Below are 23,380 nucleotides of genomic sequence, written 5' to 3' on the forward strand. Positions count from 1 at the left end.
TGAAAAGCGAGGGTTGCGCTTGAAACAAAAGGGAAAGCGTCACAGGTTGTTCGGTAAGATGATTGGATTATGCGCAGGATTCAGCTTGTTGTTTGCAACCATACTTATCCCAGGGCAAGCACTGGCCGAAAGACAGCTTGCGGCGCCTCTTCGATTCGACTTTGGCCCAGGGAACGTAGCTGACGGCTACACCCAAGTCACTGCCAAGGATGTTTACACGCCTGAGCGAGGCTATGGATTTACCGATCTTTCCAAGGTGGATGAAGAGGATCGTGGTGGAAGTGATGCTATACGCTCAGATTTTGTTCGTGTTCAAGGATCATCATTTGTTGTCAATTTACCACCTGCGGATTACACGCTTTCCCTTATTGCCGGGGATACTGCCGGAAACACAGACATTACGGTTAAAGCCGAGTCCATTGTCAAGGTAGAACCTACTACCAAAACAGCAGGACAATTTGTCGAGGCTGGATTTGAACTTGCACTCATCGACGGTCAGCTCGAATTGTATTTCTCAGGTAATGAAGCGAAGATTAACGCTTTGGTTATTACTCCAAAGGATGCTCGAACGGCTGGAGAACGCCCTTCGGTATATCTTGCGGGAGATTCTACGGTTCAAACCTATAAATCCGCGATGAAGCCTCAAGCGGGCTGGGGGCAAATGATTGCACCGTTCTTCACAGATGAGCCTATTTTTGTGAACCGTTCTATTGGTGGACGAAGCACGAAAACCTATCTGGTACAAGGGCGGTTAGATGATATTTTACGCAATATCCGTCCAGGAGATTATCTGCTCATTCAGTTTGGACATAATGATGCCGCGATCAACAACCAAGAGCGTTATGTTTCACCCGCGGATTACAAAGTTTACTTAAAAACCTACATCCAAGGAGCCATCCAACGCGGTGCAACACCTGTGCTAATTACTCCTGTTGGCCGCCGGGATTATGATGCGGCAAGTGCCTCGTTTCGGATTAGTTTCCCGGAATATGTGCAGGCCATGAAGGAAACAGCATCGGAGACAAATGTTGCACTGGTCGATCTTAGCCGCTTGAGTGTAGCGTACTATGATACACTTGGCCTCGAAGGAACACTCCCGTTATTTTTACATGTGGAGCCAGGGGTGTATCCTGCATTTCCTGATGGAGTGAAGGATGATACACATTTTCAGGAATACGGTGCGGAGCAAATAGCTCGGCTGGTAGCTCAGGGAATACGTGAGCTGAATATTCCTTTATCCTCTTATGTACAGGCGGAAGGTTCGCAATAAAACATTATTTCCATAGTCATGGTATACTTAGAAAATAAGCTGGCCCTACCCAAAGATAGCATTGCTTAGGCTTGGGTAGGGCTTTAATGTTCTGGATCTTAAGGAGGAAGCGAGAATGACAGTCGCTCAACTTCATAATCTTATTAACGGTCAACTCCTGTACAATCAGCATCGGAGTTTATTTTATATGCGCGAGGGTTCTGTTCTGTTAGGACCTTCAACAGAAATGACGTACTGGCTGACGCAGAGAAGCTCGGAACTGATCCTCATGCTTCAAAGCTTGAAGCGCCAGCATACGTATAACGCTTTTGTGAAGGATGTAGCGGCTAAAATACTGTCCCAGTTTGTAAATACCAATCAGTATCTACATTTTCACACAGATCATGCGAAGGAGCTTACGGAGCTGTATGATCGACTCTTCACTCGGATTGAAAAGTTATTCCAGAAGAAATCTATAGATAGAGCAATCCTGGACTTGCTGCTTCAGCAGCATTACGGGCATTTGAGGGATTTTTTAACTCGTACCAACGGACGTGAAATGTTTGCTAAGTATGCAGAGTGTGAGTATACCTTTTGGATACCTTGTGAGGAATATACGCCGGAGTTGCAAGCTAATCTACTAGGATTGGACATTGCTCGTTTGCAAGAGCCTGTTCTAGATGTTGGTTGCGGATCTGAGGCACGGTTAATTACTTATTTACGTGCCTGTGGAATTGAGGCTTACGGAACAGATCGGTTGGCTGAAACAGAAGGTTGTGTCACTCGAGGAGATTGGTTAGAGACCACCTTTGGAGAAAGTGCATGGGGGACAATCATTTCACATATGGCATTCTCCAATCATTTTATACATCATCATCTGAAGGCAGATGGTAATATTCATGAGTACGTTCGCAAATACATGGAATTGCTTAGAGCCATTCGGCCAGGAGGGAGTTTTATTTACAGTCCGTGCCTTCCGTTTATGGAAGAGCTTTTGGATGCCCGAATGGGTTATCAAGTAGAGTATATCCAGTCATCTGAAGGTTACAGGGCCACGAAAATAACGCGTGTACATTCATAAGCGCGAGTAGTAGTCCATTCATTTGTCAGATTCATTCTTGGAATGGTAGTATAAGGATAGATATTACTCTATTTGGGATTCTGTTAATGATAAAGATTCTCATGAAGCTAATTAGACACCATTAGAGGATGATCATTAGCTGTATGGCTGCACTGAATAATAATAATTAGCTTACGGATAACGGAATTTTCAGGAAAGATTAAATCATATTTTCCTAAAAGCCGATATATGGGAATGAGGCGAGAACATACTGTTATTATACCCGCCCGAAAATGGAAGTATATAATTTGGGTTAGGAGAGTAGAAGAAGTGTCAGATCTGTATACGAAAAAAGAAGTAGAAGATTATGTAACGAACGTGGTTTTCGAACGACCTTTAGGTGTAAGCATTTCAGCCATTTTATTGATCTTTAATGGGGCACTTCTGTTGGTGACCCAGCTATTGACGCTTAATGCATTAAATGAGGCTTCTACGTTAGTAGGCATTTGTAGGGGCATGTTTCAAGGATTTATCGCGTTACTCGGTTTGGCAGGGACGACTGCCGGTGTCGGTATGTTATTTGGTAAGAAGTGGGCTTGGTGGCTGGCAGTATTTTATTTTACATATGAGACCATGCGTTATACGTGTGCAATTCTGTTTATTCCGGATGTCCCTCCAACGTTGGGCGGTGTACAGCTAAACCCTGCTCTATACTACGTAAAATATGGTATGCGTATTATTTGGAATTTGTTGTTTACGTTGTTCATGTGTCGAAGTAAAGTCACAGTTTTTTTTCAAACAAGTGGAATCCACAAGTGGAGAGCGTGTATTGTATTATTCTTCATAAATGGAGTGATGGTTGGGATTGGCTGGTGGCTGATAAGATAGGTTCTTCGATGTAAAGGAGGAGATGGATAATGTCAATGGAAACGTTTCCAATTTTAGAAACCGATAGGCTTCGTTTAAGACAGCTTACAGTAGGGGATGCGGAGGATGTGTTCGGCTATTTTTCCAAGGATGAGGTCACACAATATTATGACTTGGAAAGCTTTACAGAGGTAGAGCAAGCCGAAAAATTTATTCGTTCGATGCTAACCAGATATGAGAAGCAAGAGGGCTTTCGTTGGGGGATTACGTTAAAAGAAGCTCCTGAGCGGATCGTGGGTACAATTGGATTCCATAACTGGCACAAGGAGCACTCCCGTATTGAGATTGGGTATGAGCTGGCACCGGAATATTGGCGGCAAGGTCTGATGACAGAAGCGATGAAGGTGGTCGTGAATTATGGCTTTCAATTGCCGCAGGTTCACCGTATAGAAGCCTTCATTGATCCAGATAACGAAGGCTCCAGACGGCTACTGCTCAAAAGTGGCTTTACTAAAGAGGGTCACCTGAGAGACTATTTTTATGAAAAAGGTCAATTTGTCGACGCTGTTATTTTTGGATACCTTCGGAAGGAGTTTTCCGTGGATCGGTAAGTTTATAAATATCCCTTGTCTCCGTATGGCTGGAGTCGATCAAGCCAGGTCTGCTCCAGCTTTGTCAGTGCATCTTTGACATCAAAGAACGCTGAGTCCTTTTTCTTCAAAACGTCCAGCACTTCAAATTCAAACGAATCTTCGCCATACTCATTCCATTCCTGTTGCAGTTGTTTATTCTTAAATCCACCCATGTTCAGCTCAAAACGCCGTCCATTCAGCGACTTTAAATTCGGCGTGGAAGAGACGAAAATTTTCCCGTTACGTGTATTTCGAATGCAATAGATTCCTGCCTCTGTCTTCATCTCCATGTACTGCTGCACCAATTCTTTTCTTCGATTCATTGTCGAATCCTCCTATTGTATAAACGTTGAGATTCAAGATTCCTTCAACCAATATTCACTGCCATCCGGCTTACGATCCAATAGATTGTATTCAATCATATATCTTCGCACCGTGACATAATCGTCATATACTTCCTGTAAAATCGCATTGATATCCTTCTCATGATATATTTGTCCCTTTACAAAACGGCCCGCAATTTCACGCAGCACAATCAGCTTGTGCTTTTCTTGCATTTTAAAGGTCTTTAGGCGTCCGTCTGTCCCATTCGGAAAATACTTCGTGAGTACCTTCTGCCGCTCGTTTTCCGTAATGTTGTAGCGTTCGTCCACCATCCGTGCTTGTACTGGTACTTCTACAATGGCGGGTGCGTGACGGTCTTTCTCCTTTAGCAGCTCCATTAATGTGAGAAAAACCTTGGCCTGTCGTTCTTTTTCTTTGAGACCAAAGCGATGATTACGTATGGTGGATGCGCTACCGATTCCGGTTTCCTTTTGAATATCCGCATCGCCCATGCCTTGATAAAATAACTGAAGCAACCGATTCTGATGATCCGTCAGTCCAGTCAGCTTTTTGTCCAGACCGATCAAATAGTCAAACACCGATCCGTACGTCCGCTCAATATGAAGTCGCATGTACCTCTCCGCGTCGTAAAATACCCCTTGATCCTGATATATGATGCCTTGCTCAAACCGCTGTCCGTCCAGCAGGCAAATTACCTGTTCTTCTTGGCGAATATATCCTCGCTTCAGTTCTTCGATTCCAGCATTCCAGAATAGTTCGGAATGATCCATTTTAGTAAACACCTCAATTAAATGATGATTATTTTATAGATAATATAACATTTTGTTTGTTTTAAATCAATGAGTGGATATTTATTTAGGGTCTCGACAATGTTTGCTATATACAAAAGAGACATCGGATTGTTATCATATGTAAATTATTGAATTGCATTAAGACTGGATAGTTGCTATATATTGTAATAAGGTGGGTTGGTAAACTATGAACAAAATGCGATTAGAAGAAGTCATAGAAAGTGGAGATTTAAAGGAAGCGGTAAAGATTATAGAGGAGATAGGTGAAAAGCTGGATTATACATTCACTCCAATATTATTGAGATATTTAGCAACGACGGATAGTGTATTGCTAAGAAATGTAATCGCCATTACGTTAGCTGATCTAGGAGACCGTGAAGCGGTGTTGCCTCTTATCGACTTGTTAAGAAATCCAAAGACCAAGGGGAATAGAGGAACACTGTTATATGCTTTAGAATTTTTTGACGTATCTACTCATGTTGTGGCGCTGGTAGATTTACTGGATGATACCTTTGAAGCGAGTAGACAATCTTATCAACTGATAAGTATCGTACAAGATAAAATTACTAAGGCGCAAAAGGACATATGTAGACAAAAGATAAGAAGAAAGCTAGCCGGTTATAAAAACAAATATAAGCGTGACTTTTTGCTGGAATCTTTAGAGCTTTTTACATGATTCTTTTATTAGAGAGGTTTGGTTGGAGTGTTAAAAAAAGCTGTTTTATTCGTGATCATCATTCTAATTGCATATACAGTTGTATCCATTACAACAGGAAGTCCGATAGAAAGAGTCCAATTTCGGAGTAACGTCACTGACTACCTACATAAAACGTACACTATGAACTGGAAAATTGATTCAATAGATTATGATTTTAAGAATGATAAATTTATAGCAAATGTGATCTCTGACTCAGGGATTTCTTTTTTGGTGGATGAAGACTATTATGGGCAAATGATGGATAACTATGCCTGTTCTATTTGGATGGATGAGATAAAAACTGCCGTGACCAAAAAAGCAAAGCAAGTTACAGGATCAGATGCAGAAGTGATAGTAGATATATATAGTCTTGGAAGTCATACTATAATATACCGCGATGAAATTCCAAGCTATTCTACTGTTAGCCGAGCCTTCTCATCAAACGCTACAATTCTTATTAAAGGTAACTTTTCAGCCACTCATTATCTTCAAGAGATGTTGGAAATAAAGCAGTGGATTGTTGAAAAGAAGTATGATGCTTCGTTAACGTTTGAGCCCAAAGATAAGGATGTTTACTTCTATTTACCTACTGAAGATCTGAAAAAAATTAAAAAGCCAGAGGATCTCAATCCTTACCGCCTTCAAATTAATTAATTATTCTACCCAAGAACTTGAAACAGAGCCCTCCCCTGTGGAATTAAGATTATGGGAGTTTTTAAAGGGTGCACAGTCGCTTGAAAATAATATATGGCAAGGCTTTTCTAAAGAAGAACGGTCCGGGTGGCTAAACGTGACTAGAATACATTCTGCATCTAATCATTTTGCTAGACTGGATAAACGAGGAGAAGTCTACACCTTAGGCGGCGAATACATATCTGATTTTACAACATTTTTTATAGCACTTGGTGAAGCGATTAATGGGCCCGGAGGGTACTATGGATTTAGCTTGGACAGTATATCGGACTGTCTCTGTGGAGGTTTTGGGACAGTAGGACCGTTCACGATCCATTGGGAAAACGCACATTATTTCTTGGAAAGATTCGAGGAAGAATGGGATCAAGAAGAGAGATGTTATAGATTTTCACCACAGCAATATTTTAAGGATCTTCTAACGATCTTAGTATCAGGTGGTGTTACCGTGAATTTTTCTTCGAATTAAGATAGCAAAGCAAGAAAGGAATTTTTGAAATGGATTATAAATTAATGCAACCACCTTTTGACATGAAAGAATACTCTGAAATGAGTAAAAACGAAGCAAAAGAACATTTTAATTGGTTTAAACGACAAATACCTTCACGTTTAGAGCAACTTGGCGCATTTTCACAGATACATCTGGATTACAGTGATCGTTCGCTCATAGATATTTGGGAATGGTATCTAGGGAATGTACAGATTCAAAGTAAAAGTGCTTCAGAATTAGATGAGGAGCATTCAGAAACCGAAGAATGGTTGAAGAACTATATATATGAAAAAAAACTCGACACAAAGTCTCAAGCTTTTACACTGGATATTGCCATTTATCTAGGAGAGGTTGTAAAAAGTAATCACAGTGGGTTGAACTGGGGAGTTGTTTTTAAACCAAAGTCTTATATTAGCGTAAATCGTCCTGTTATCACTGGTTTGACTAAGGAAACAGATATGGATGTGATCAGGATTGCATCGAATAAAATGTATCTGGTTCTAGACGGAGAGCGTAATCCCAATGCTTTATTCGACATTTATCATACGTGGGAGAAATATATTTAAGGGTGCCTGATAGAAAGGGATTACGATGTTCGAATCTAATTGAGTGGGAAGATCGGTAAAAAAGTATTTTGAATATTATACAAAGAACAGAGAGCCGTAACATGTTAACGGCTCTCTTCGTCGTCTTCTGGCAAGTATTCGATCAGTTCACCAGGGAGTACGCCAAGGGTTCTACAAAGTGTGTTCAAGGTTGGAAAGTCAATTCGGGCGTTTGCGTTGGAGGCCAAAGCTTTAATCGTATTCCTATTAATTCCCGTTATAGAAACAATATCTTTCTGTTCGAGTCCACGGTCCTTCATAATTTTATCAAGAGAAAATCTAATCACAACAATTCCTCCAAAAGTAATCAAGTAAACTAGTTGATAAGTGTAGGTTAGGGGCATATATTTGTAAATAAGTAATCTAGTTAACAAGATTACAAGTAAACTAATTTAATGCCATCATAGTATCAAAATGTTTTAAAATTAGCAACAGTTCTAATTTGTATCATCCTCTACATACTCGATAACATCTTGAACATGGCAGTCTAGAGCTTTACAAATTTTATCCAGCGTATCAAATTTCACACCGTCTGTTTCTTCGTTGTAAAGCTTGGTGATTCCGTTTCTATGTAACCCAGTCTTGCGGGAAAGCTCGGCAATATTTATTCGTTTTTCGCCCATAATACGGGAAAGATGAATCTTTATCATATTTTCCTCCAGCTAAATGCATTCTATAGTGTTAAAAAGCAACATCAAAGTATTGACAATAAACACTGTTCGATGTATTCTGAAAACAACAAAAATAACACTGTAATGTGCATTTAGTTCGTTGAAATGTTATTTGTGAACGTCGTAGTAATATGCTTATCGTATCAAAACGTTTTACAATTAGCAATTAATTATCGTTCAACCACCTAGTTTGAAAAACTACCTGTAGAAGAAAGTATATTGGCAAATAAGAAACTTTGAACAAAGGAATGGAGCGAGGATGTATGACAGAATGGGTAATGGGATTGGAACGGGTATCCATGATTCAGGGGCCATATGATTTACCTCATATGTATGAGATATGCGAGGGGATTCTGTATGACCATCAATATTTCTTTTACCTCGAAAATGGCATACTGTGTTTGCGCCATGTGAAGAAGGTGGAGCAATCATATCATACGCATCTTTATCTGGATGGAGAGAGCGGAGGCTTGCAACTGGCAGAGGGTGTACAAGGGGAAGTTATGCAAGTTGTCACGGAGATCATCGAACGCTTACGCGCTAAGGATGGACTGACATTTTTATTCGATGAACTGCTGTGGCTACATGGGAGGGGACCCATTGAATTAAACCTTTTCAATAAGAAGGATGAAGTGACCCCAAGTGGCAGACAACTTGCTACGAAATAAATGATTCTTATGCTCTATATCATGGAACTTGTAGAAAAAAAATTATGATTTCAGTGAATGTACCAGTTGTTGACTGATAAAAATGAGCGGATACCGAATCAATATGGTCAATTCCACCACAACAGCATCACCAGAGGGAGTAAATCCAAAATCACCTCCCAATATGTTTTGCTGCTGCTTTGATGAAGGAAATTCCGGTTCATCCAAGCCATATTGTTCTTTGATTCTCTCTTTCGTTTCATGATCTATGACAAGGTTATCCTGTGCAAAGGTATAGCAGATAGGAACACTTAACTGTATTAAAAGAAGTAATGCAACGGGTATAAGCACTTTTTTGCTTTGCATGGTTAGCTCCTATGATCTCTGTTTTTGACCTCTTAACTTTTGTATCTACCATAATGAAAACAACTTAAAAATGCAACGGAAGGATGAGAAAATAATGCCTTTACAGGATTTTATGACCAGAATATAATGGTAAATAACAGCATCGATCTACATACACTTGGTTATCGGGGTATAGCGCAGCTAGGTAGCGCGCACCCTTGGGGTGGGTGAGGTCGTGGGTTCGAATCCCGCTACTCCGATTTTATCAAAATGTCCTGCTGATGCAGCTAATGCGTCTGCCGGGCGTTTTTTTTTGAATATTACATACCCTATCGGTCTATGTATCTACTGGGTTGTGACGAGCTAGTCGTATGCAACCAACGTATGTACTTGTGGAGCATTTGAGGGGAGATATGATGAAGCCACCTCTGCACTGGATATGGAGGCAGAAGTGGCAACTCAACAATCGCTGGCGGAATGGTCTGCTGTTTGACTTTTTTAATTTGCCTATAAAGATTCCTGAAGGGTCTTGGAAGAAGTGCTGTAATCAGCATAACGGGGAAGCACAATAGTGTAATATATTCCTACAATAACGGTACAGACCCCAACTAATAAAAACAAGAACTCAATTGAAATAAATGAAGGAAAGCTTATAGCAATGAAACCTAATGTAAGAGATTGGGACAGCATCATTAACGGATTAATCAAACCTTGCACACGTCCCATCATTTGAGGATCTACAATACGAGGAAGCCATCCTCCTATGCCAATGTTAATGAACGGAAGTATCAGTGCAATGACAAAATTGATAATCAGAAAAGCGTAGATGTGGTTAACAAATCCAAGTATGCACATACCTATTCCGGCTACCAGAACTCCCGCTGCAATCATTTGGTGTAGCTTTAGCTTGGCGGAGATGAGAGAAGCGATTAGGGTACCAAGCAACACACCAGCTCCAAAAATAATACCTGTCCAAACCATATACTGCTCATAGTTGCCTGGAGCTAGCTTATATTTAAGAATAAACATCGGTAAAACGCTAAAACCACCATTTAAAATACCGAACATAAAAAAGCCTGAAACCAACCAAAGCAATAGTCTGTTGCGTAATATGTAAAGAAACCCTTGTTTAAAATCGATCATGACAAGTTTGAATTTTAATTGTTTGAATTGATGTGCCCCGTTCGGAAGGCGTACTTCCTTTGGAATTTTGCAGGAACGAATAAACAGTGCAGACACAATAAAAGAAATAGCATCAATTAGGATGGCTCCAGTAATTCCAAAGTGCCAGTAGACGACGGCCCCCAGAGTTCCTCCAAATAACATGAAAAGACTCCCCATCATTTGATTGAGGCCTGCGGCAATGGTGTAATCATCTTCGCTTAATATCCCCTGTATAATGGCACTTTCGGCTGGGAAGAAGAATTTGGAGGCAGCACTACGAATGAAGAGGAGGGCAAATATCAAAGGAATCGAATCGACCCAAATAAAAATAAGCAGACATAAGGATAAAAAAGCGCTGATCCAGTCACAATTAACAGCAATTTTTTGTCTGTCCATCCGATCTGCCAGCACTCCAACCACGAGAAATACTACCAGCATCGGAAGCGAATACATTAACTCTGCAAGCGTTGCATAGTATGGCTGATTTGTAAACCGTTTCAACAAATAAAACATGAATGCAGTAACCCCGATAATTCCTCCCATTTGTGAGGCGAAGGTTGCCAGAAAAAACCTGACATAATTCTTGTTTCTGAGTACTTGTTTTAATCCAGTCACAGTTCCATCCCTTTCGCTTTCAAAGCGGTTTTTAGATGCCTAATTAAAATAATAGTGAAAAGTAGGAATATTGTACAGAAAAGTGACTTTAATGTCACTTTAAGTTTGGATTTGCATCGTATCGGACCTCTGCCTTTTAAATTCTGCTAATTAACGATAATCATAGTGGGGTGGACTGGGAAGTTGTTTTCAAAATGGTTTGGCGTAGTATGAGGAGCAATATCAACTTAAGTAACCAGCCGACGGTTGATATCCGACGGCTGGTTATTTAAGTTGCCAGGTGTTTTATTACAGATTAGCCCGATTCATCTCATTTACGCATGGATATGTTGAGAAAAAGGAAATGCTCATAGCTAGAAAACTTTATACAATGGAAGAGGAATAAGAATTGTGAAATTCGACTTTTGATGAAGGATTTCATATAATGTGATCATATTGTGAACAACTTAAATTGAAGACTTTAAAAAAATGAAAATGATTTCCGTCCAGCTATGAATTTCAAAATTTGACGGAGGGAACGAGATGACAATGGAAGAGAGCAGCAGACAGGTACCTTGGCAGGCGTATTATGGACCTAATCTAGGTTATGTGCAGGATCAGTATGAAAAGTATGTAGCGGACCCCGGAACGGTTGATCCGGCTTACCGCGAGCTGTTTGATCAATGGGGTGAGCCGCCACAATCCGAATATTCGGCTGCTTCCATGATAGACAACAAATTGCAAGGCCCCCCCACAAGTGCTTTGGGGCACCTTGATTCAAACACATTACAGAAAGCGGTTACAGCGGGGAAAATGGTGTGGAATATCCGTGAGTACGGACATTTAGCCGCCCAAATCGATCCGCTGGAACTGGATGCAGAGCAGGATACACGCTTGCTTAATCCAGCATCTTACGGTTTAACTGAACAAGACTTGAAGGCTTTTCCAGCCTCTTTAATATGGGATAACGCTCCTGCGGGAACACTTAACGGATGGGAAGCCATTCAACGGTTACGTGTAGCATACACAGGACCGATTGCCTATGAATTTAGTCATATTCACAACGAGGAGGAGCGCCGCTGGCTGAACAGCTATGCAGAATCTGGCTGGTCCTCCAAGCCACTTACAACACAGGAACGCAAGTCGTTGCTAGGCAGATTGGTAGAAGTAGAACAGTTCGAAGAGTTTTTGCATAAAACATTCGTCGGACAGAAACGTTTTTCCATCGAGGGTAATGATGTGCTTGTCCCTGTTCTCGACGAGATTATTCGTCTAACGACAAATGCAGGAGCAAGTCATGTCCTGATGGGTATGGCGCATCGCGGCCGTTTGAATGTACTGGCTCATGTGCTGGGCAAGCCTTACAGTAAAATTTTCTCTGAATTTCATCATTCGCCGAATAAGGATTTGATCCCGTCAGAAGGTTCCACAGGAATTAACTACGGCTGGACTGGCGATGTGAAATATCATCTGGGTGCTGATCGTTTTGTAAAAGATGGGGGAGCAGTGCAGGCCCGTCTGACATTGGCGAATAACCCGAGTCACCTGGAATATGTAAATCCGGTAGTACAAGGATTTTCACGAGCTGCACAGGAAGACCGCAGTGAGGCTGGTTATCCGAAGCTGGATGTGAGCAAGGCAGCTACAATTATTATGCATGGTGATGCGGCTTTCCCAGGTGAAGGTATCGTGGCAGAATCACTTAATTTCACAAATTTGCGTGGCTTCCGTAATGGCGGCACGGTCCATATTATTGTGAATAATCGTTTGGGCTTTACGACAGAGAGTGTCGATTCACGTTCGACCCGTTATGCGAGTGATTTGGCTAAAGGCTATGAAATTCCAATTGTACATGTGAACGCGGATAATCCTGAAGCCTGCATTGCAGCGGCACGTATGGCTGGTGAATATCGCAATCGTTTCAAGAAGGATTTTTTGATTGATCTGATTGGTTACCGTCGTTATGGTCACAATGAATCCGATGACCCGGAAACAACACAACCGCTGGTATACCGTAAGGTGAAGAATCATCCGACGGTGAGCAAATTATATGCTCAAAAGCTGATGAAGCAGGGTATAGTGGATGAAGCGTTTAGTGCCGGTCTCATTGAAAAGGTCCAAAACAGACTGAAGGAAGCGCATGAGCATGTGAAGAATCAACCGGAACAAGAGCCGGAAATGAGTCCTGTGAAGGCGAAAAAGAATCAGAATTCTATGGTACGTACTGCAGTGGAATTGAAAAAGCTGCGCCAAATCAATGAAAACTTACTCAAATGGCCACAGGCTTTTCATGTATATCCGAAGCTGGATCGAATTTTACAGCGTAGAAAAACCGCTCTGAACGAAGGGGAAAAGGTAGATTGGAGCTTGGCGGAGACGCTGGCTTTGGCCACCATTCTCGCAGACGGCAAGCCTATTCGTATGACAGGTCAGGATGCGGAGCGAGCTACATTTGCTCACCGTAACCTTGTGCTGCATGAGCCTGAAACAGGCCGTACACATTGCCCGTTGCATACATTGCCGGAAGCACGTGCTTCATTCAGTATTCATAACAGTCCATTGTCTGAGGCATCTGTCCTCGGCTTTGAATATGGCTATAACGTGTATTCTCCTGAAACGTTAGTGATTTGGGAAGCACAATTCGGCGATTTTGCTAACTGTGCACAGGTTATTTTTGACCAATTCATCTCCGCAGGCCGTGCCAAATGGAGACAGAAATCGAGTCTAGTGATGCTGTTACCGCATGGTAGCGAAGGACAAGGACCAGAGCATACAAGCGCACGTCTGGAGCGTTTTCTCCAGTTGTCCGCACAAAATAACTGGACTGTCGCTAATTTGAGCAGTGCCTCACAGTATTTCCATCTGCTGCGCCGTCAGGCTGCATTAAGCGAAAGTGAGGAAGCCCGCCCGCTTGTGATGATGTCGCCGAAGAGCCTGATTCGTAATAATCGTGTCGCTTCGCCTGCTTCTGAATTCAGCGAAGGAGCATTCCGTCCTGTGTTGGAACAGCCTGGTCTGGGTGCACGTCCGGATCGTGTAGAGCGCATTGTACTGTGCAGTGGCAAGATTGCCATCGATCTCGAAGAAGCATTGGAAAAGGATAAGAATGAGGCAGAAGAGCGTCTGCATATTATTCGTGTGGAGCAGCTATACCCTTTCCCGGAAGAGGAAATTCGGAATATTTTCGGCCGCTTCCCGCATGTTAAGGAGTTCGTATGGGCTCAGGAAGAACCTAAAAATATGGGGGCCTGGAGTTACATTGAACCTCGTCTGCGGAATGTAGTGCCACAGGGAGCGGAAATTCGTTACGCAGGCAGACCAGATCGTTCAAGCCCGGCCAGCGGTTATCAGCAAGTACACAGCCTAGAACAACAGCGAATTATTCAATCGGCGTTGAAGCAGGATTCCAAAAACAATATTACACTTGGGAGGTAGCGGCTGTGAGCGATATTATAGTGCCAGCAATGGGAGAATCCATCACGGAAGGAACAATTTCCAAATGGCTTGTGAAGGAAGGGGATTCCGTAGGACAGGGAGATGTTCTACTGGAGCTGGAAACCGATAAGGTCAATCTGGAAATTAGTGCGGAAGAAGCAGGTGTGGTCCAGAAAATCCTTCGTCAGGAGGGAGATACTGTAGTCATCGGTGAAGCTGTTGGCTTGATCGGAAGCGGCAGTGGTGGTGCGGAATCAACCGGTGCTGGAGAAGTAGCAGCAACTCAAGCGCCTGAAGCACCGTCCGTAGCGACTTCACCGTCTTCCGTAGGAGGCGGCGTTAAAGCAGAAGAAAAGTCTGCACCGCCTATTTCATCGAATGGCGACGGGAATGGCCAGACGGCATCACCATCCGCCCGGAAGTTGGCGCGTGAGCGCGGAATTGATCTTGAGCAGGTACAGGGAAAGGACCCGCTCGGACGTGTTTTCCAGGAGGACGTAAAAACGCATAACAGCTCTGAAGTGTCACGTGCAGCATCTGTACCTGCGTCTCCCGCTGCTAGCAAGCCTGCGCCTCCGTCTCCAGCACAAACGGAGTACAGCAAGCCTGTGGAACGCCAGCGGATGTCTCGGCGCAGAGCGACGATCGCTAAGCGTCTTGTTGAAGCACAGCAAACAGCTGCCATGCTCACCACTTTTAATGAAGTGGATATGACCGCCATTCTCGATGTGCGTAAACGCCGTAAAGATAAGTTTAAGGAAAAACATGATGTAGGTTTGGGCTTTATGTCCTTCTTTACAAAGGCAGTGGTTGGTGCACTCAAGCGCTTCCCTACCGTGAATGCAGAAATTAACGGCGATGATATCGTACTGAAAAAATACTATGATATTGGGATCGCTGTATCTGCCAAGGAAGGTTTGGTCGTGCCAGTTGTACGGGATGCTGATCGTCTTGGCTTTGCTGAGATCGAGAAGAGCATTGCAGATTTGGCTAGTAAAGCACGCTCCAATTCGCTTTCTCTGGCCGACTTGCAAGGAGGAACGTTTACTATAACCAATGGAGGTATTTTCGGTTCCCTGCTGTCTACGCCAATTCTCAATACACCGCAAGTGGGTATTTTGGGAATGCATAAAATCCAACTTCGCCCGATTGCCATCGACGAGGAACGCATGGAAAATCGTCCGATGATGTATATCGCGTTGTCCTACGATCACCGGATTATTGATGGTAGCGAGGCGGTTCGTTTCCTGGTAACGGTCAAAGAATTGCTGGAAGATCCGGAATCATTGTTACTCGAAGGATAAAATAAATCGGGCAAGTGTATCTCCCCTTTACGTGTATGACAAAAGCAGACTCTTGCGAGTCTGCTTTTTTTCCTGCATAGTTATAACATAAGGCAACTGACATTACAGGCAGTAGATGTAGAGAAGGGCGGGAACTGTTTTGGACAAAGACTTGCGCTATCCGATAGGATCATTCGTTGTTCCAGATACCATTACAGAAGAACAGCTTATCGCATGGATTCACGACATTGCTGAATTGCCTGCACAGCTGCGTCAGGCGGTCGAAGGACTGAATGAGCAGCAGCTCAATACGCCTTATCGCGAAGGGGGCTGGACGATTCGGCAGGTAGTTCATCATGTGGCAGATAGCCATATGAACAGCTATATCCGTTTTAAGCTGGCACTGACGGAGGATACGCCGACGATCAAGCCATATGATGAGGGGCGTTGGGCCGAAATACCAGACGCCAGGGAGCTTCCACTGGAACCTTCGTTGCAATTGCTGGAAGGACTGCATGAACGGTGGGTGACCGTGTTACGATCGTTGGGAGAGGATCAGCTACACCGAACATTTATTCATCCTGAATCGGGCCAGACGATCCGCCTGGAACGAAACATCGGCATCTATGCCTGGCATGGCAAGCATCACACAGCTCATATTACTTCCCTGAGAGAACGGAATGCATGGTGATTTTTAAAACTATATCCAAATGAATATAAGGCAATAAAAAAGAAACCTTCAATCCCACTTTAATCGTGGTTTTTAAAGGTTTCTTTTCTTATTTCCTCACAAGGTTGATGACTTGGGCTAGATTGAATGTTCAGGTGCCTCGGAGTCTCCAGACAATGCGGAAACAGAGGTCACCCCTGTGTTAACATGGCGGTCGAGCCAGTCCACGATGTCACTCATCACCTCGTCGCGGTTTGTTTCATGAAGCATCTCATGGCGACCGTCAGGATAGAGGCGATATTCGATGTCCTGAAGCTCTAGGCTTCGATACATTTCCACTAGTGACAACACACCTTTACCGAACAAACCCACTGGATCACGATCCCCGGCAAAAATATAAACTGGCAGTTTGGGATTGATGTGTTTCAGCGAGGAAGGCCAGTGGATTTCTTGTAATAGCCTGAAAAAATCCAGAAAAAAGCCTGTCGTGCATATAGCTCCACATAATGGGTCGTGCACGAATTGATCTACTTCCTCAGGATCACGGGACAGCCAGTCGAACGCCGTACGCACCGGACGAAAGGCACGGTTAAAGCCGCCAAAGACCATAGCGTTGAGCAGCATGCTGCGATGATCCATTCCTTGCAGCTTGGCTTGCAGTAGAGCAACTTGCTCTCCGAGTTTTAGGAGACCACGTCGTCCGTTGGTCCCCGATAAAATAAACCCGTGATACGTTTGCCGATCATCGTACATAATTTTCTGGGTTAAAAAGGACCCCATGCTGTGACCCAGCAAAAAACGAGACTGATCAGGGAATTCCTTAGCCGCAATTTCGCCTAGCTCCAGCATGCCGTTTGCCATTCGATTAAACGCATTAGCTCCCGGCATACCCAGCTTATCAGGATCACCAGCCGTGCGCCCGTGACCGATATGATCGTTGGCATACACGCCATAACCGCAAGCAGTAAGTTTTTCGGCCAGTCGGATGTAGCGATAGGACGTCTCGCACATACCATGCGAAATTTGAACAATCCCCTTAATGGGCAAATTCTGATCAGGCAGCCAGCGGTAGGCAAAAAGCTCTGTTCCGTCATTTTCAGCGATGGTGAAGGTGTATTCCCGCATAATTAGACATCACATCCTTTAAGCTTTAAGGAAGATAAGATCTAAGTACGGTCATTCCGTCATTCAGCGTGTAACCGCTCAGGTTAGCGGGCAACAGGAAGCAATCTCCAGCTTTACAGGAAAGAGACTCGGTATTATTGTTCCATGTTATGGTCCCACTGCCTTCACAAATCACGAGAATGGTGAAGCTGTCTTCCGTTGTAGAAAGTGCCCAACTTCCATCTACGATACCCTTTTCCACAACAAAATACTCACAGGCTGCCAACTGGAGCCATTTACCAGGCTGTAGGCCGTCCGTTTTCATCGTTGTTGCGCCTGCGCCTTCGTAGGAGGTTACATTAAGGGAATCCTCGATATGCAACTCACGAGGCTTGCCGTCCAGTCCGGGGCGATTGTAGTCATATAAGCGATAGGTAGTATCCGAATTTTGCTGGATTTCAGCAACGACAACGCCTGCACACAGTGCATGTACGGTTCCGGCGGGGATGAAGAACGTATCGCCTGCTTCGACTGGAACCTGGCGCAAACTGCCGAGGATATCCCCACTTTCAAGAGCTGTGCGCAGACTCTCGCGGGTTACACCTTCGGTCAGACCATAAATAATCTTGGCATCTGGCTTGGCATCAAGCACGTACCACATTTCAGTTTTTCCTAATTCTCCGGCTGGAAGTCCTGCGTAATCATCTGTCGGATGCACCTGAACGGATAAGTCATCATTACAATCCAGTAGTTTGATTAAAAGTGGGAATCGTCCGCCTTTTTCCGATACACCCTTGGCCCCGAGCCAATCCTGCCCGTAGGTCTCGCGGATTTCATCCAGTCCTTTGCCTGCCAGCTCACCATTGATAACCGTTGTTGTTCCGTTTGGATGATCGGCAATCATCCATCCTTCCCCGATATGTCCTTCTGGTGGGGTTAGACCAAATTGCTCTAAGGCCCGTCCCCCCCAAACTCTCTCTTTGAACTCAGGTTGAAATTGCAGCGGGTATGGCTTTAGCATAATTTCTCTCCTCCATAATGAGTAATGAGTGCGACCTAACAGAATAGGGAAATCAATAACGTGCCGCTGGGGCAATAAACTGGGATGAATAGTGCCCAAACGAGCTTAAAAAATAATATATGTAAGGCGGCTTAAAAAGCCGCTCATAACCTGAGTTTAAAATCCGACATTATTTCTTCTCAACCGCCACTACGAAAGGCGAAGCGGCTCGTTGTAATTGACGATAAATAATGCTTTGACCGCTGGAGACCGGGAGAGCAGAAGCCCATTGAAGAACGGCATCTGCTTCTTCACTGCCTCCGGCGTGTCCTGGATATAACACGGCAGTCAGAATGCCGCGTGGTCGCAGCAATTGTAAGGCAGCATCAAGTGCGACGAGCGTGCTGTCTGTTTGGGTGATGACAGTAGGATCGGCGCCTTCGGAAGGCAAGTAGCCCAGGTTAAACATGACCGCAGCGACTTTGCCATGCAGCATGTCCGGAACGGCCTCCTGCATTTGCTCATGACCTTGTAGCAGTAGCGATACTTCTGCTAATGAAGGAGAAGCGTTTTCTTCCAGTCGACGACGGGCGCAATGCAGTGCTTCTTGTTGGATGTCGAAGCCATAGACACGGCCCCGTTTGCCAGCAGCTTTTGCCAGAAACAACGTGTCTGCTCCTGTGCCGACGGTGGCGTCTATAGCAGTATCGCCTGGCTGCACCCGCGCAGCCACCAATTGATGAGCGTAGCTCAGGACGGATAGGAACCCCATTTAAGGTTGCCTCCAGTATTTTCCCTGCCACGTTTCACGTGACTTCAGTTCATGATCAATGGCATTAAGCACTTCCCATTTTTTAAGCGACCACATGGGTCCCATTAGCAAATCGCGTGGGGCATCTCCGGTTAACCGATGAACGATCATTTCGGGAGGTAAAAACTCCAGCGTATCAACTATCAGCTTAACGTATTCGTCCTTTTCCAGAAAGCGTAGCAATCCCGCTTCATATTGCTTGACCATGGGCGTTTTGCGCATGAGATGCAGCAGGTGGATTTTGATGCCCTGCACATCCATAGCGGCTACCGCCCGTCCCGTATCGAGCATCATTTCATGCGTCTCTTGGGGCAGACCATAAATGATGTGGGCGCACACGCGGATATTCCGCTTGCGCAGCTTTTCCACCGCATCCAGATAGCATTGAGTATCATGAGCGCGGTTAATCAGCTCTGAGGTCGATTCATGGACAGTTTGCAGACCCATTTCGACCCATAGGTACGTGCGTTCGTTTAGCTCGGCAAGGTAATCAACTACATCGTCAGGCAGGCAATCAGGACGTGTAGCGATGGACAGACCGACAACACCGGGCTGCTCCAGAATAACCTCGAAGTATTCTCGCAGTTCCTCAACCGGGGCATACGTATTAGTATAGGCTTGAAAATAGCCAATATATTTGGCGTTTGGCCATTTTAGATGCTGCCGATCCCGAATCGTATTGAACTGGGTGACCAGATCATCACGACGACGCCCGGCAAAATCACCCGATCCGCGTGCGCTACAAAAGGTGCAACCCCCTTTAGCGATGGAGCCATCGCGATTCGGACAGGTAAAACCGGCATCCAGCATGACTTTGAACACTTTATTTTGAAATTGCTCACGCATTTCGTAATTCCAAGTATGGAACCGTTTATCTCCCCACAGGAGAGGAGCAGGCAATAAATCTGTTTTCATGGGTGTACTCCTTTTTTTACGATCACCCTATTGTAACAAAAATCAGTCTTCATTGGGAATCATTTGACCGAACAAGTCAATAAAATGTGCGTATTTTATGGCGTTGCGGATTGAAAAAGGTTACACAATGTGTTATATTGTAAGCGGTACCAGACATACAATAAAAGGACTGTTTTCGATCCTGAAGATAAAAGTTATCCGTTGCTAATGATTATTCTTCAGGGAGGCAGCTATGCTGTTTCTATCGCCTGTTTTAGGGTAAGTGCACGTCGGTTCCATCACAAATAACCCGTGAGGTGATCTTTTATGAATGCGCAGGATAAGACGCGTATGGATAAAGTTACTGTTGAGTTAACCTTTGATGAGGCGTTGGCATTGACTGGTGTCCGTTTTGGGCAGGATCGTCAGATTGGAACGACCGCACGTCAAAAAATCAGAGCGGCTTGCCAAAAGACAATTGATTTTTCCCCTGCTGATGGGGTAGACTATGAACAATTAAATTAGTTGGACCCCAATCCAAATATATTGAAAAAGGAATTTCATTTCCGTATCTTCAAGCGGGGGTGAAATTCCTTTTTCCTTGATAACAGAGTATATGGAGGAGTAACATGCGTTTACGCGGAAGAAAAGGAATTCGGGAAAGTCTGGAAGAACAGCAGGACCTAGTCATCTTGGAGCCAGCACAGTATAAGGGGAAATGGCAGCAGCTTTTTGGTAATGATCGTCCCATTCATGTAGAGTTCGGTATGGGTAAAGGGCAATTTATAAGCCAAATGAGCTTCCGGAATCCGGAGGTTAACTATATTGGCTTTGATATGTATGATGAGCTGGTTCGCCGTGCAACAGAAAAGTCTCGTCTGGCCTGGAGTAATTCAGAGGTTGATACGCCGCCTAATATCAAATTGGCACTGGCAAACATTGAACAGATCGAAAATGTTTTTGAACCAGGAGAGATTGAACGCATTTATCTGAATTTTAGTGATCCCTGGCCTAAAGCCAAACATGCACGTCGTCGTTTGACGCATCCGCGTTTTTTGGACAAGTACCGTCAGCTTTTGAACAGCAAAGGACAAATTCATTTTAAGACTGATTCGGAGACACTGTTTGAGTTTTCTCTGAATTCGTTTGCCGATAGTGGTTTGCAGATGACGAATATTTCGTTAAACCTTCATCGTGAGGGGATTAACGAGGAGCATGTCATGACGGAATATGAACAAAAGTTTATGGGCAAAGGTATGAATATTCATCGAGTCGAGGTGCTGATCGGCAAAGATGCTTTGGAAGAGTATGGAAAAACACGCCTTGAAAAGTACGGGAAATAAAAACAGATCAAATGGATAGAATAAGACAGGGTGCTTCCTTATTAGGAAAGCACCCTGTTCGGTTCCAGTATATCCAAAATACTCTGTGCGCTCTGAAGAGGATAATATCGCGCTACATTATGGACGTGCTCCTGTCGCTTGCGGACGATTTCTGGAAAATCGTGTAGCAGTCGGTTCATCCATTTAACGACAACATCCAGCGAAGTAATCGGTTCTCCGAAGCCTTGAGCCGTAAAGTATTGACAATTTTCCTCCTCCTGTCCAGGGAGAGGTTTGTGAAACAGCATCGGAATCCCTTTGGCCAATCCCTCGGTGCATGTCATTCCGCCGGGTTTGGTGATGAGCAGATTCGATACCTCCATTAATTTGTCGATTTCCCGTGTAAATCCGAAGATATGAATATTTGGATGATTAAACCTGGGATCCAACTGCATTTTACGACGAATTTTATCATTATGCCCCAAACAAAAAATAAATTGAATGTTATCTCTCCACTGAGTAAGCGAACGATGTATGACTTCGTCATTCATAAGGCCCCAGCCGCCACCCATAACGAGTACGGTCGGGATGGGTTTAAGTCCAAATTGTTCTCTAATTTCATCGTGCCCAGGATGTTCCCAAAAATTTGGATGAACGGGAATACCGGTCACCTGGATTTTCGAGACGGATACTCCGCGTGCGCGCAGCTTACGCATGACTTCAGGCGTAGATACAAAGTACCGGTCAACCTCGGGACTAATCCATGTTCCATGTGCATCGTAGTCTGTAATGACAGTACAAAGCGGAACATGTAAGCCTAAGCGCTTCAAACGTGAAATTACCGCGCTTGGGATGGGATGAGTACATACCACCAAATCGGGACGAAGCTGCCGGAGAATGTTTCGGGTCTGCGTGTAGAACAGACGGTGCAAAGCGAGCGTTGTAAGACGGTTTAATGATTTTTTGTACTGATGACGGTAAACCAATCCGACTAGACGAGGCTGCGATACAACAGTCTTCTTGTATGCTGTAATAATAAGCGGGGCCATTCTTGGATTCAAAAAACTCCCCAGCTCCAGCACTCTGGTCTGCACATTCGGAGAAAGCTTCCGCAAACTGCTTGAGAGCGCGTAGGCAGCTTGAGTATGTCCGGCACCGAAACCTTCCGATAATAATAACACTCGTTTTTTAGCCACTCTCATTTCACCTGTTCCTGCTGGGATGTTCTCAATCATACCATATCGGCTTTAAGGCCAGAATGCAACCGTTCCTATTGCTGCAGACGTTCCGATGACCGCTCCTGCGAGTACATCCGTTGGGTAGTGAAGACCCAGATAAATTCGAGAAAAACCAACAATTGTCGCTACAGGCAACAGCAGCAATGTTAGCATCGGTGACTGTAGCATGAAAGGCACGGTAGCTGAAAAAATAGCGGTCGTGTGCCCTGAGGGAAAAGAATGGTCCGACAAGGGGTTGCGGAATGTATTTGTACCTGGTAGCGCCAAATACGGGCGAATCCGCGGGTACAGCTTTTTAACGATAGCTACGGGGATGTGACTGACCCCGAGAGCGATGGCTCCCTTCATACCGGTATCTTTCCACGGATTCGGAGCGAGCCACCAAATAAGGAGTGTGGAGGCTATAGTAAAGGTAGCCCCGCCTAAATGTGTGAGATAATAAAGCCAGAAGTTCAAAAAACGGTTGTGTAAGCGTCCGTTGATCCATTTGAACAACTGCTGCTCCAGATTTACAAGTTTTACGACTAGACGTTGCATTTGGTTTCCTCCGGTTGCCGGTTCAGGTCAGTCGGCAAATATTTTGAGTCATTTTGACATAATCAGACCATAAGTAATTATTCTCTTGCTCTCATCATATTTTTAAACGCTGTTCATTTCAAGAATCACTAAAGATTCAAACTTACTTGGTTCAATTCTACACAAAAATGTTAATGGAATATAAGCCAAATTGTATAACTTTCTTTGCGTTCATCCGTCTAATAAGATAGAGTGTTTAG

General features: G+C 44.1%; 26 protein-coding genes and 1 tRNA gene. 15 read left to right on the forward strand and 12 right to left on the reverse strand.

Annotation, left to right across the window (positions count from 1 at the left end; translation table 11 throughout):
• The first annotated feature begins 58 nt into the window (after window positions 1-58).
• The 4 genes from ACWGXJ_RS07330 to ACWGXJ_RS07345 all read left to right on the forward strand — a co-directional run bounded on the left by ACWGXJ_RS07330 (window position 59) and on the right by ACWGXJ_RS07345 (window position 3,787).
• On the forward strand, window positions 59-1,270 hold the full coding sequence (locus ACWGXJ_RS07330) for a rhamnogalacturonan acetylesterase (protein ID WP_452567878.1): 1,212 nt from the start codon (window positions 59-61) through the stop codon (window positions 1,268-1,270).
• A 115-nt stretch (window positions 1,271-1,385) separates the two neighbouring features.
• Window positions 1,386-2,330: a class I SAM-dependent methyltransferase gene (locus tag ACWGXJ_RS07335; RefSeq protein WP_452566487.1), complete on the forward strand. Its 945-nt coding sequence runs from the start codon at window positions 1,386-1,388 to the stop codon at window positions 2,328-2,330.
• 309 nt (window positions 2,331-2,639) lie between these two features.
• Entirely contained in the window at window positions 2,640-3,197 is a 558-nt protein-coding gene (locus ACWGXJ_RS07340; RefSeq protein ID WP_348621921.1) for a hypothetical protein, read from the forward strand.
• A 29-nt stretch (window positions 3,198-3,226) separates the two neighbouring features.
• On the forward strand, window positions 3,227-3,787 hold the full coding sequence (locus tag ACWGXJ_RS07345) for a GNAT family N-acetyltransferase (protein WP_061829107.1): 561 nt from the start codon (window positions 3,227-3,229) through the stop codon (window positions 3,785-3,787).
• A 2-nt stretch (window positions 3,788-3,789) separates the two neighbouring features.
• On the opposite strand, the gene ACWGXJ_RS07350 is transcribed toward ACWGXJ_RS07345, so the two are convergent.
• Complete coding sequence (locus ACWGXJ_RS07350) at window positions 3,790-4,131, reverse strand: GIY-YIG nuclease family protein (protein WP_069291460.1); 342 nt, start codon at window positions 4,129-4,131, stop codon at window positions 3,790-3,792.
• Between the two features lie 33 nt (window positions 4,132-4,164).
• Entirely contained in the window at window positions 4,165-4,923 is a 759-nt protein-coding gene (locus tag ACWGXJ_RS07355; protein WP_069291461.1) for a DUF2087 domain-containing protein, read from the reverse strand.
• A 208-nt stretch (window positions 4,924-5,131) separates the two neighbouring features.
• Here ACWGXJ_RS07355 and ACWGXJ_RS07360 point away from each other — a divergent pair, with 208 nt between their 5' ends.
• From ACWGXJ_RS07360 to ACWGXJ_RS07375, 4 genes are all read left to right on the forward strand, one after another.
• Window positions 5,132-5,620: a HEAT repeat domain-containing protein gene (locus tag ACWGXJ_RS07360; protein ID WP_452566488.1), complete on the forward strand. Its 489-nt coding sequence runs from the start codon at window positions 5,132-5,134 to the stop codon at window positions 5,618-5,620.
• Window positions 5,621-5,647: 27 nt separating this feature from the next.
• Window positions 5,648-6,295, forward strand: coding sequence for a YfjL-like protein (locus ACWGXJ_RS07365; RefSeq protein WP_452566489.1), 648 nt, complete (start codon window positions 5,648-5,650; stop codon window positions 6,293-6,295).
• A 136-nt stretch (window positions 6,296-6,431) separates the two neighbouring features.
• Window positions 6,432-6,800, forward strand: a complete 369-nt coding sequence (locus ACWGXJ_RS07370; protein ID WP_452566490.1) for a barstar family protein — start codon at window positions 6,432-6,434, stop codon at window positions 6,798-6,800.
• A 29-nt stretch (window positions 6,801-6,829) separates the two neighbouring features.
• Window positions 6,830-7,387, forward strand: coding sequence for a hypothetical protein (locus ACWGXJ_RS07375; RefSeq protein ID WP_452566491.1), 558 nt, complete (start codon window positions 6,830-6,832; stop codon window positions 7,385-7,387).
• A gap of 104 nt (window positions 7,388-7,491) precedes the next feature.
• On the opposite strand, the gene ACWGXJ_RS07380 is transcribed toward ACWGXJ_RS07375, so the two are convergent.
• Window positions 7,492-7,713: a helix-turn-helix domain-containing protein gene (locus ACWGXJ_RS07380; RefSeq protein WP_235307864.1), complete on the reverse strand. Its 222-nt coding sequence runs from the start codon at window positions 7,711-7,713 to the stop codon at window positions 7,492-7,494.
• A 150-nt stretch (window positions 7,714-7,863) separates the two neighbouring features.
• Window positions 7,864-8,076 carry a helix-turn-helix domain-containing protein gene (locus tag ACWGXJ_RS07385; protein WP_311082130.1) on the reverse strand — a complete coding sequence of 71 codons (213 nt, stop codon included), beginning with the start codon at window positions 8,074-8,076 and terminating at the stop codon, window positions 7,864-7,866.
• A 284-nt stretch (window positions 8,077-8,360) separates the two neighbouring features.
• Here ACWGXJ_RS07385 and ACWGXJ_RS07390 point away from each other — a divergent pair, with 284 nt between their 5' ends.
• Window positions 8,361-8,765 (forward strand): hypothetical protein, encoded by a 405-nt coding sequence (locus tag ACWGXJ_RS07390; RefSeq protein ID WP_235307865.1) that lies wholly within the window; start codon window positions 8,361-8,363, stop codon window positions 8,763-8,765.
• A gap of 42 nt (window positions 8,766-8,807) precedes the next feature.
• On the opposite strand, the gene ACWGXJ_RS07395 is transcribed toward ACWGXJ_RS07390, so the two are convergent.
• Window positions 8,808-9,110: a hypothetical protein gene (locus tag ACWGXJ_RS07395; protein WP_452566492.1), complete on the reverse strand. Its 303-nt coding sequence runs from the start codon at window positions 9,108-9,110 to the stop codon at window positions 8,808-8,810.
• A 165-nt stretch (window positions 9,111-9,275) separates the two neighbouring features.
• On the opposite strand from ACWGXJ_RS07395, the gene ACWGXJ_RS07400 reads away from it, so the two are divergent.
• Window positions 9,276-9,349 (forward strand) — tRNA-Pro (locus ACWGXJ_RS07400).
• A 247-nt stretch (window positions 9,350-9,596) separates the two neighbouring features.
• On the opposite strand, the gene ACWGXJ_RS07405 is transcribed toward ACWGXJ_RS07400, so the two are convergent.
• Window positions 9,597-10,868 (reverse strand): MFS transporter, encoded by a 1,272-nt coding sequence (locus ACWGXJ_RS07405; RefSeq protein WP_452566493.1) that lies wholly within the window; start codon window positions 10,866-10,868, stop codon window positions 9,597-9,599.
• 522 nt (window positions 10,869-11,390) lie between these two features.
• On the opposite strand from ACWGXJ_RS07405, the gene ACWGXJ_RS07410 reads away from it, so the two are divergent.
• The 3 genes from ACWGXJ_RS07410 to ACWGXJ_RS07420 all read left to right on the forward strand — a co-directional run bounded on the left by ACWGXJ_RS07410 (window position 11,391) and on the right by ACWGXJ_RS07420 (window position 16,256).
• Window positions 11,391-14,282 (forward strand): 2-oxoglutarate dehydrogenase E1 component, encoded by a 2,892-nt coding sequence (locus tag ACWGXJ_RS07410; RefSeq protein WP_250261977.1) that lies wholly within the window; start codon window positions 11,391-11,393, stop codon window positions 14,280-14,282.
• 5 nt (window positions 14,283-14,287) lie between these two features.
• Window positions 14,288-15,586, forward strand: a complete 1,299-nt coding sequence (gene odhB / locus ACWGXJ_RS07415; RefSeq protein WP_452566494.1) for a 2-oxoglutarate dehydrogenase complex dihydrolipoyllysine-residue succinyltransferase — start codon at window positions 14,288-14,290, stop codon at window positions 15,584-15,586.
• Between the two features lie 139 nt (window positions 15,587-15,725).
• The gene (locus ACWGXJ_RS07420; protein ID WP_165176181.1) at window positions 15,726-16,256 is read left to right on the forward strand and encodes a YfiT family bacillithiol transferase; all 531 of its coding nucleotides are present in this window, start codon (window positions 15,726-15,728) and stop codon (window positions 16,254-16,256) included.
• A gap of 117 nt (window positions 16,257-16,373) precedes the next feature.
• Here ACWGXJ_RS07420 and ACWGXJ_RS07425 read toward each other — a convergent pair whose 3' ends face one another.
• From ACWGXJ_RS07425 to ACWGXJ_RS07440, 4 genes are all read right to left on the reverse strand, one after another.
• The gene (locus tag ACWGXJ_RS07425) at window positions 16,374-17,360 is read right to left on the reverse strand and encodes an alpha/beta fold hydrolase (RefSeq protein ID WP_452566495.1); all 987 of its coding nucleotides are present in this window, start codon (window positions 17,358-17,360) and stop codon (window positions 16,374-16,376) included.
• Window positions 17,361-17,385: 25 nt separating this feature from the next.
• Complete coding sequence (locus tag ACWGXJ_RS07430; RefSeq protein ID WP_023987749.1) at window positions 17,386-18,360, reverse strand: type I phosphomannose isomerase catalytic subunit; 975 nt, start codon at window positions 18,358-18,360, stop codon at window positions 17,386-17,388.
• A gap of 169 nt (window positions 18,361-18,529) precedes the next feature.
• The gene (locus tag ACWGXJ_RS07435; RefSeq protein ID WP_165176177.1) at window positions 18,530-19,111 is read right to left on the reverse strand and encodes a class I SAM-dependent methyltransferase; all 582 of its coding nucleotides are present in this window, start codon (window positions 19,109-19,111) and stop codon (window positions 18,530-18,532) included.
• Entirely contained in the window at window positions 19,112-20,065 is a 954-nt protein-coding gene (locus ACWGXJ_RS07440; RefSeq protein ID WP_061829120.1) for a TIGR01212 family radical SAM protein, read from the reverse strand.
• 306 nt (window positions 20,066-20,371) lie between these two features.
• On the opposite strand from ACWGXJ_RS07440, the gene ACWGXJ_RS07445 reads away from it, so the two are divergent.
• Together ACWGXJ_RS07445 and trmB are read left to right on the forward strand one after the other, a co-directional pair.
• Complete coding sequence (locus ACWGXJ_RS07445; RefSeq protein WP_013309373.1) at window positions 20,372-20,569, forward strand: hypothetical protein; 198 nt, start codon at window positions 20,372-20,374, stop codon at window positions 20,567-20,569.
• Between the two features lie 104 nt (window positions 20,570-20,673).
• Entirely contained in the window at window positions 20,674-21,387 is a 714-nt protein-coding gene (trmB, locus tag ACWGXJ_RS07450) for a tRNA (guanosine(46)-N7)-methyltransferase TrmB (protein ID WP_013309374.1), read from the forward strand.
• A gap of 41 nt (window positions 21,388-21,428) precedes the next feature.
• On the opposite strand, the gene ACWGXJ_RS07455 is transcribed toward trmB, so the two are convergent.
• Together ACWGXJ_RS07455 and ACWGXJ_RS07460 are read right to left on the reverse strand one after the other, a co-directional pair.
• On the reverse strand, window positions 21,429-22,562 hold the full coding sequence (locus ACWGXJ_RS07455; RefSeq protein WP_414126425.1) for an MGDG synthase family glycosyltransferase: 1,134 nt from the start codon (window positions 22,560-22,562) through the stop codon (window positions 21,429-21,431).
• Between the two features lie 51 nt (window positions 22,563-22,613).
• Window positions 22,614-23,141 (reverse strand): phosphatase PAP2 family protein, encoded by a 528-nt coding sequence (locus ACWGXJ_RS07460; RefSeq protein WP_061829122.1) that lies wholly within the window; start codon window positions 23,139-23,141, stop codon window positions 22,614-22,616.
• Between the last annotated feature and the right edge of the window lie 239 nt (window positions 23,142-23,380).

The sequence above is a fragment of the Paenibacillus sp. S33 genome (assembly GCF_053615415.1).

What these genes read in the sequence shown, in the direction of transcription:
- ACWGXJ_RS07330 (WP_452567878.1), top strand. Translation starts at nt 59, where the DNA reads ATGATTGGATTATGCGCAGGATTCAGCTTGTTGTTTGCAACCATACTT.
- ACWGXJ_RS07335 (WP_452566487.1), top strand. Translation starts at nt 1,386, where the DNA reads ATGACAGTCGCTCAACTTCATAATCTTATTAACGGTCAACTCCTGTAC.
- ACWGXJ_RS07345 (WP_061829107.1), top strand. Translation starts at nt 3,227, where the DNA reads ATGTCAATGGAAACGTTTCCAATTTTAGAAACCGATAGGCTTCGTTTA.
- ACWGXJ_RS07350 (WP_069291460.1), bottom strand. Translation starts at nt 4,131, where the DNA reads ATGAATCGAAGAAAAGAATTGGTGCAGCAGTACATGGAGATGAAGACA.
- ACWGXJ_RS07355 (WP_069291461.1), bottom strand. Translation starts at nt 4,923, where the DNA reads ATGGATCATTCCGAACTATTCTGGAATGCTGGAATCGAAGAACTGAAG.
- ACWGXJ_RS07360 (WP_452566488.1), top strand. Translation starts at nt 5,132, where the DNA reads ATGAACAAAATGCGATTAGAAGAAGTCATAGAAAGTGGAGATTTAAAG.
- ACWGXJ_RS07375 (WP_452566491.1), top strand. Translation starts at nt 6,830, where the DNA reads ATGGATTATAAATTAATGCAACCACCTTTTGACATGAAAGAATACTCT.
- ACWGXJ_RS07385 (WP_311082130.1), bottom strand. Translation starts at nt 8,076, where the DNA reads ATGATAAAGATTCATCTTTCCCGTATTATGGGCGAAAAACGAATAAAT.
- ACWGXJ_RS07390 (WP_235307865.1), top strand. Translation starts at nt 8,361, where the DNA reads ATGACAGAATGGGTAATGGGATTGGAACGGGTATCCATGATTCAGGGG.
- ACWGXJ_RS07395 (WP_452566492.1), bottom strand. Translation starts at nt 9,110, where the DNA reads ATGCAAAGCAAAAAAGTGCTTATACCCGTTGCATTACTTCTTTTAATA.
- ACWGXJ_RS07410 (WP_250261977.1), top strand. Translation starts at nt 11,391, where the DNA reads ATGACAATGGAAGAGAGCAGCAGACAGGTACCTTGGCAGGCGTATTAT.
- ACWGXJ_RS07425 (WP_452566495.1), bottom strand. Translation starts at nt 17,360, where the DNA reads ATGCGGGAATACACCTTCACCATCGCTGAAAATGACGGAACAGAGCTT.
- ACWGXJ_RS07430 (WP_023987749.1), bottom strand. Translation starts at nt 18,360, where the DNA reads ATGCTAAAGCCATACCCGCTGCAATTTCAACCTGAGTTCAAAGAGAGA.
- ACWGXJ_RS07435 (WP_165176177.1), bottom strand. Translation starts at nt 19,111, where the DNA reads ATGGGGTTCCTATCCGTCCTGAGCTACGCTCATCAATTGGTGGCTGCG.
- ACWGXJ_RS07440 (WP_061829120.1), bottom strand. Translation starts at nt 20,065, where the DNA reads ATGAAAACAGATTTATTGCCTGCTCCTCTCCTGTGGGGAGATAAACGG.
- ACWGXJ_RS07445 (WP_013309373.1), top strand. Translation starts at nt 20,372, where the DNA reads ATGAATGCGCAGGATAAGACGCGTATGGATAAAGTTACTGTTGAGTTA.
- trmB (WP_013309374.1), top strand. Translation starts at nt 20,674, where the DNA reads ATGCGTTTACGCGGAAGAAAAGGAATTCGGGAAAGTCTGGAAGAACAG.
- ACWGXJ_RS07460 (WP_061829122.1), bottom strand. Translation starts at nt 23,141, where the DNA reads ATGCAACGTCTAGTCGTAAAACTTGTAAATCTGGAGCAGCAGTTGTTC.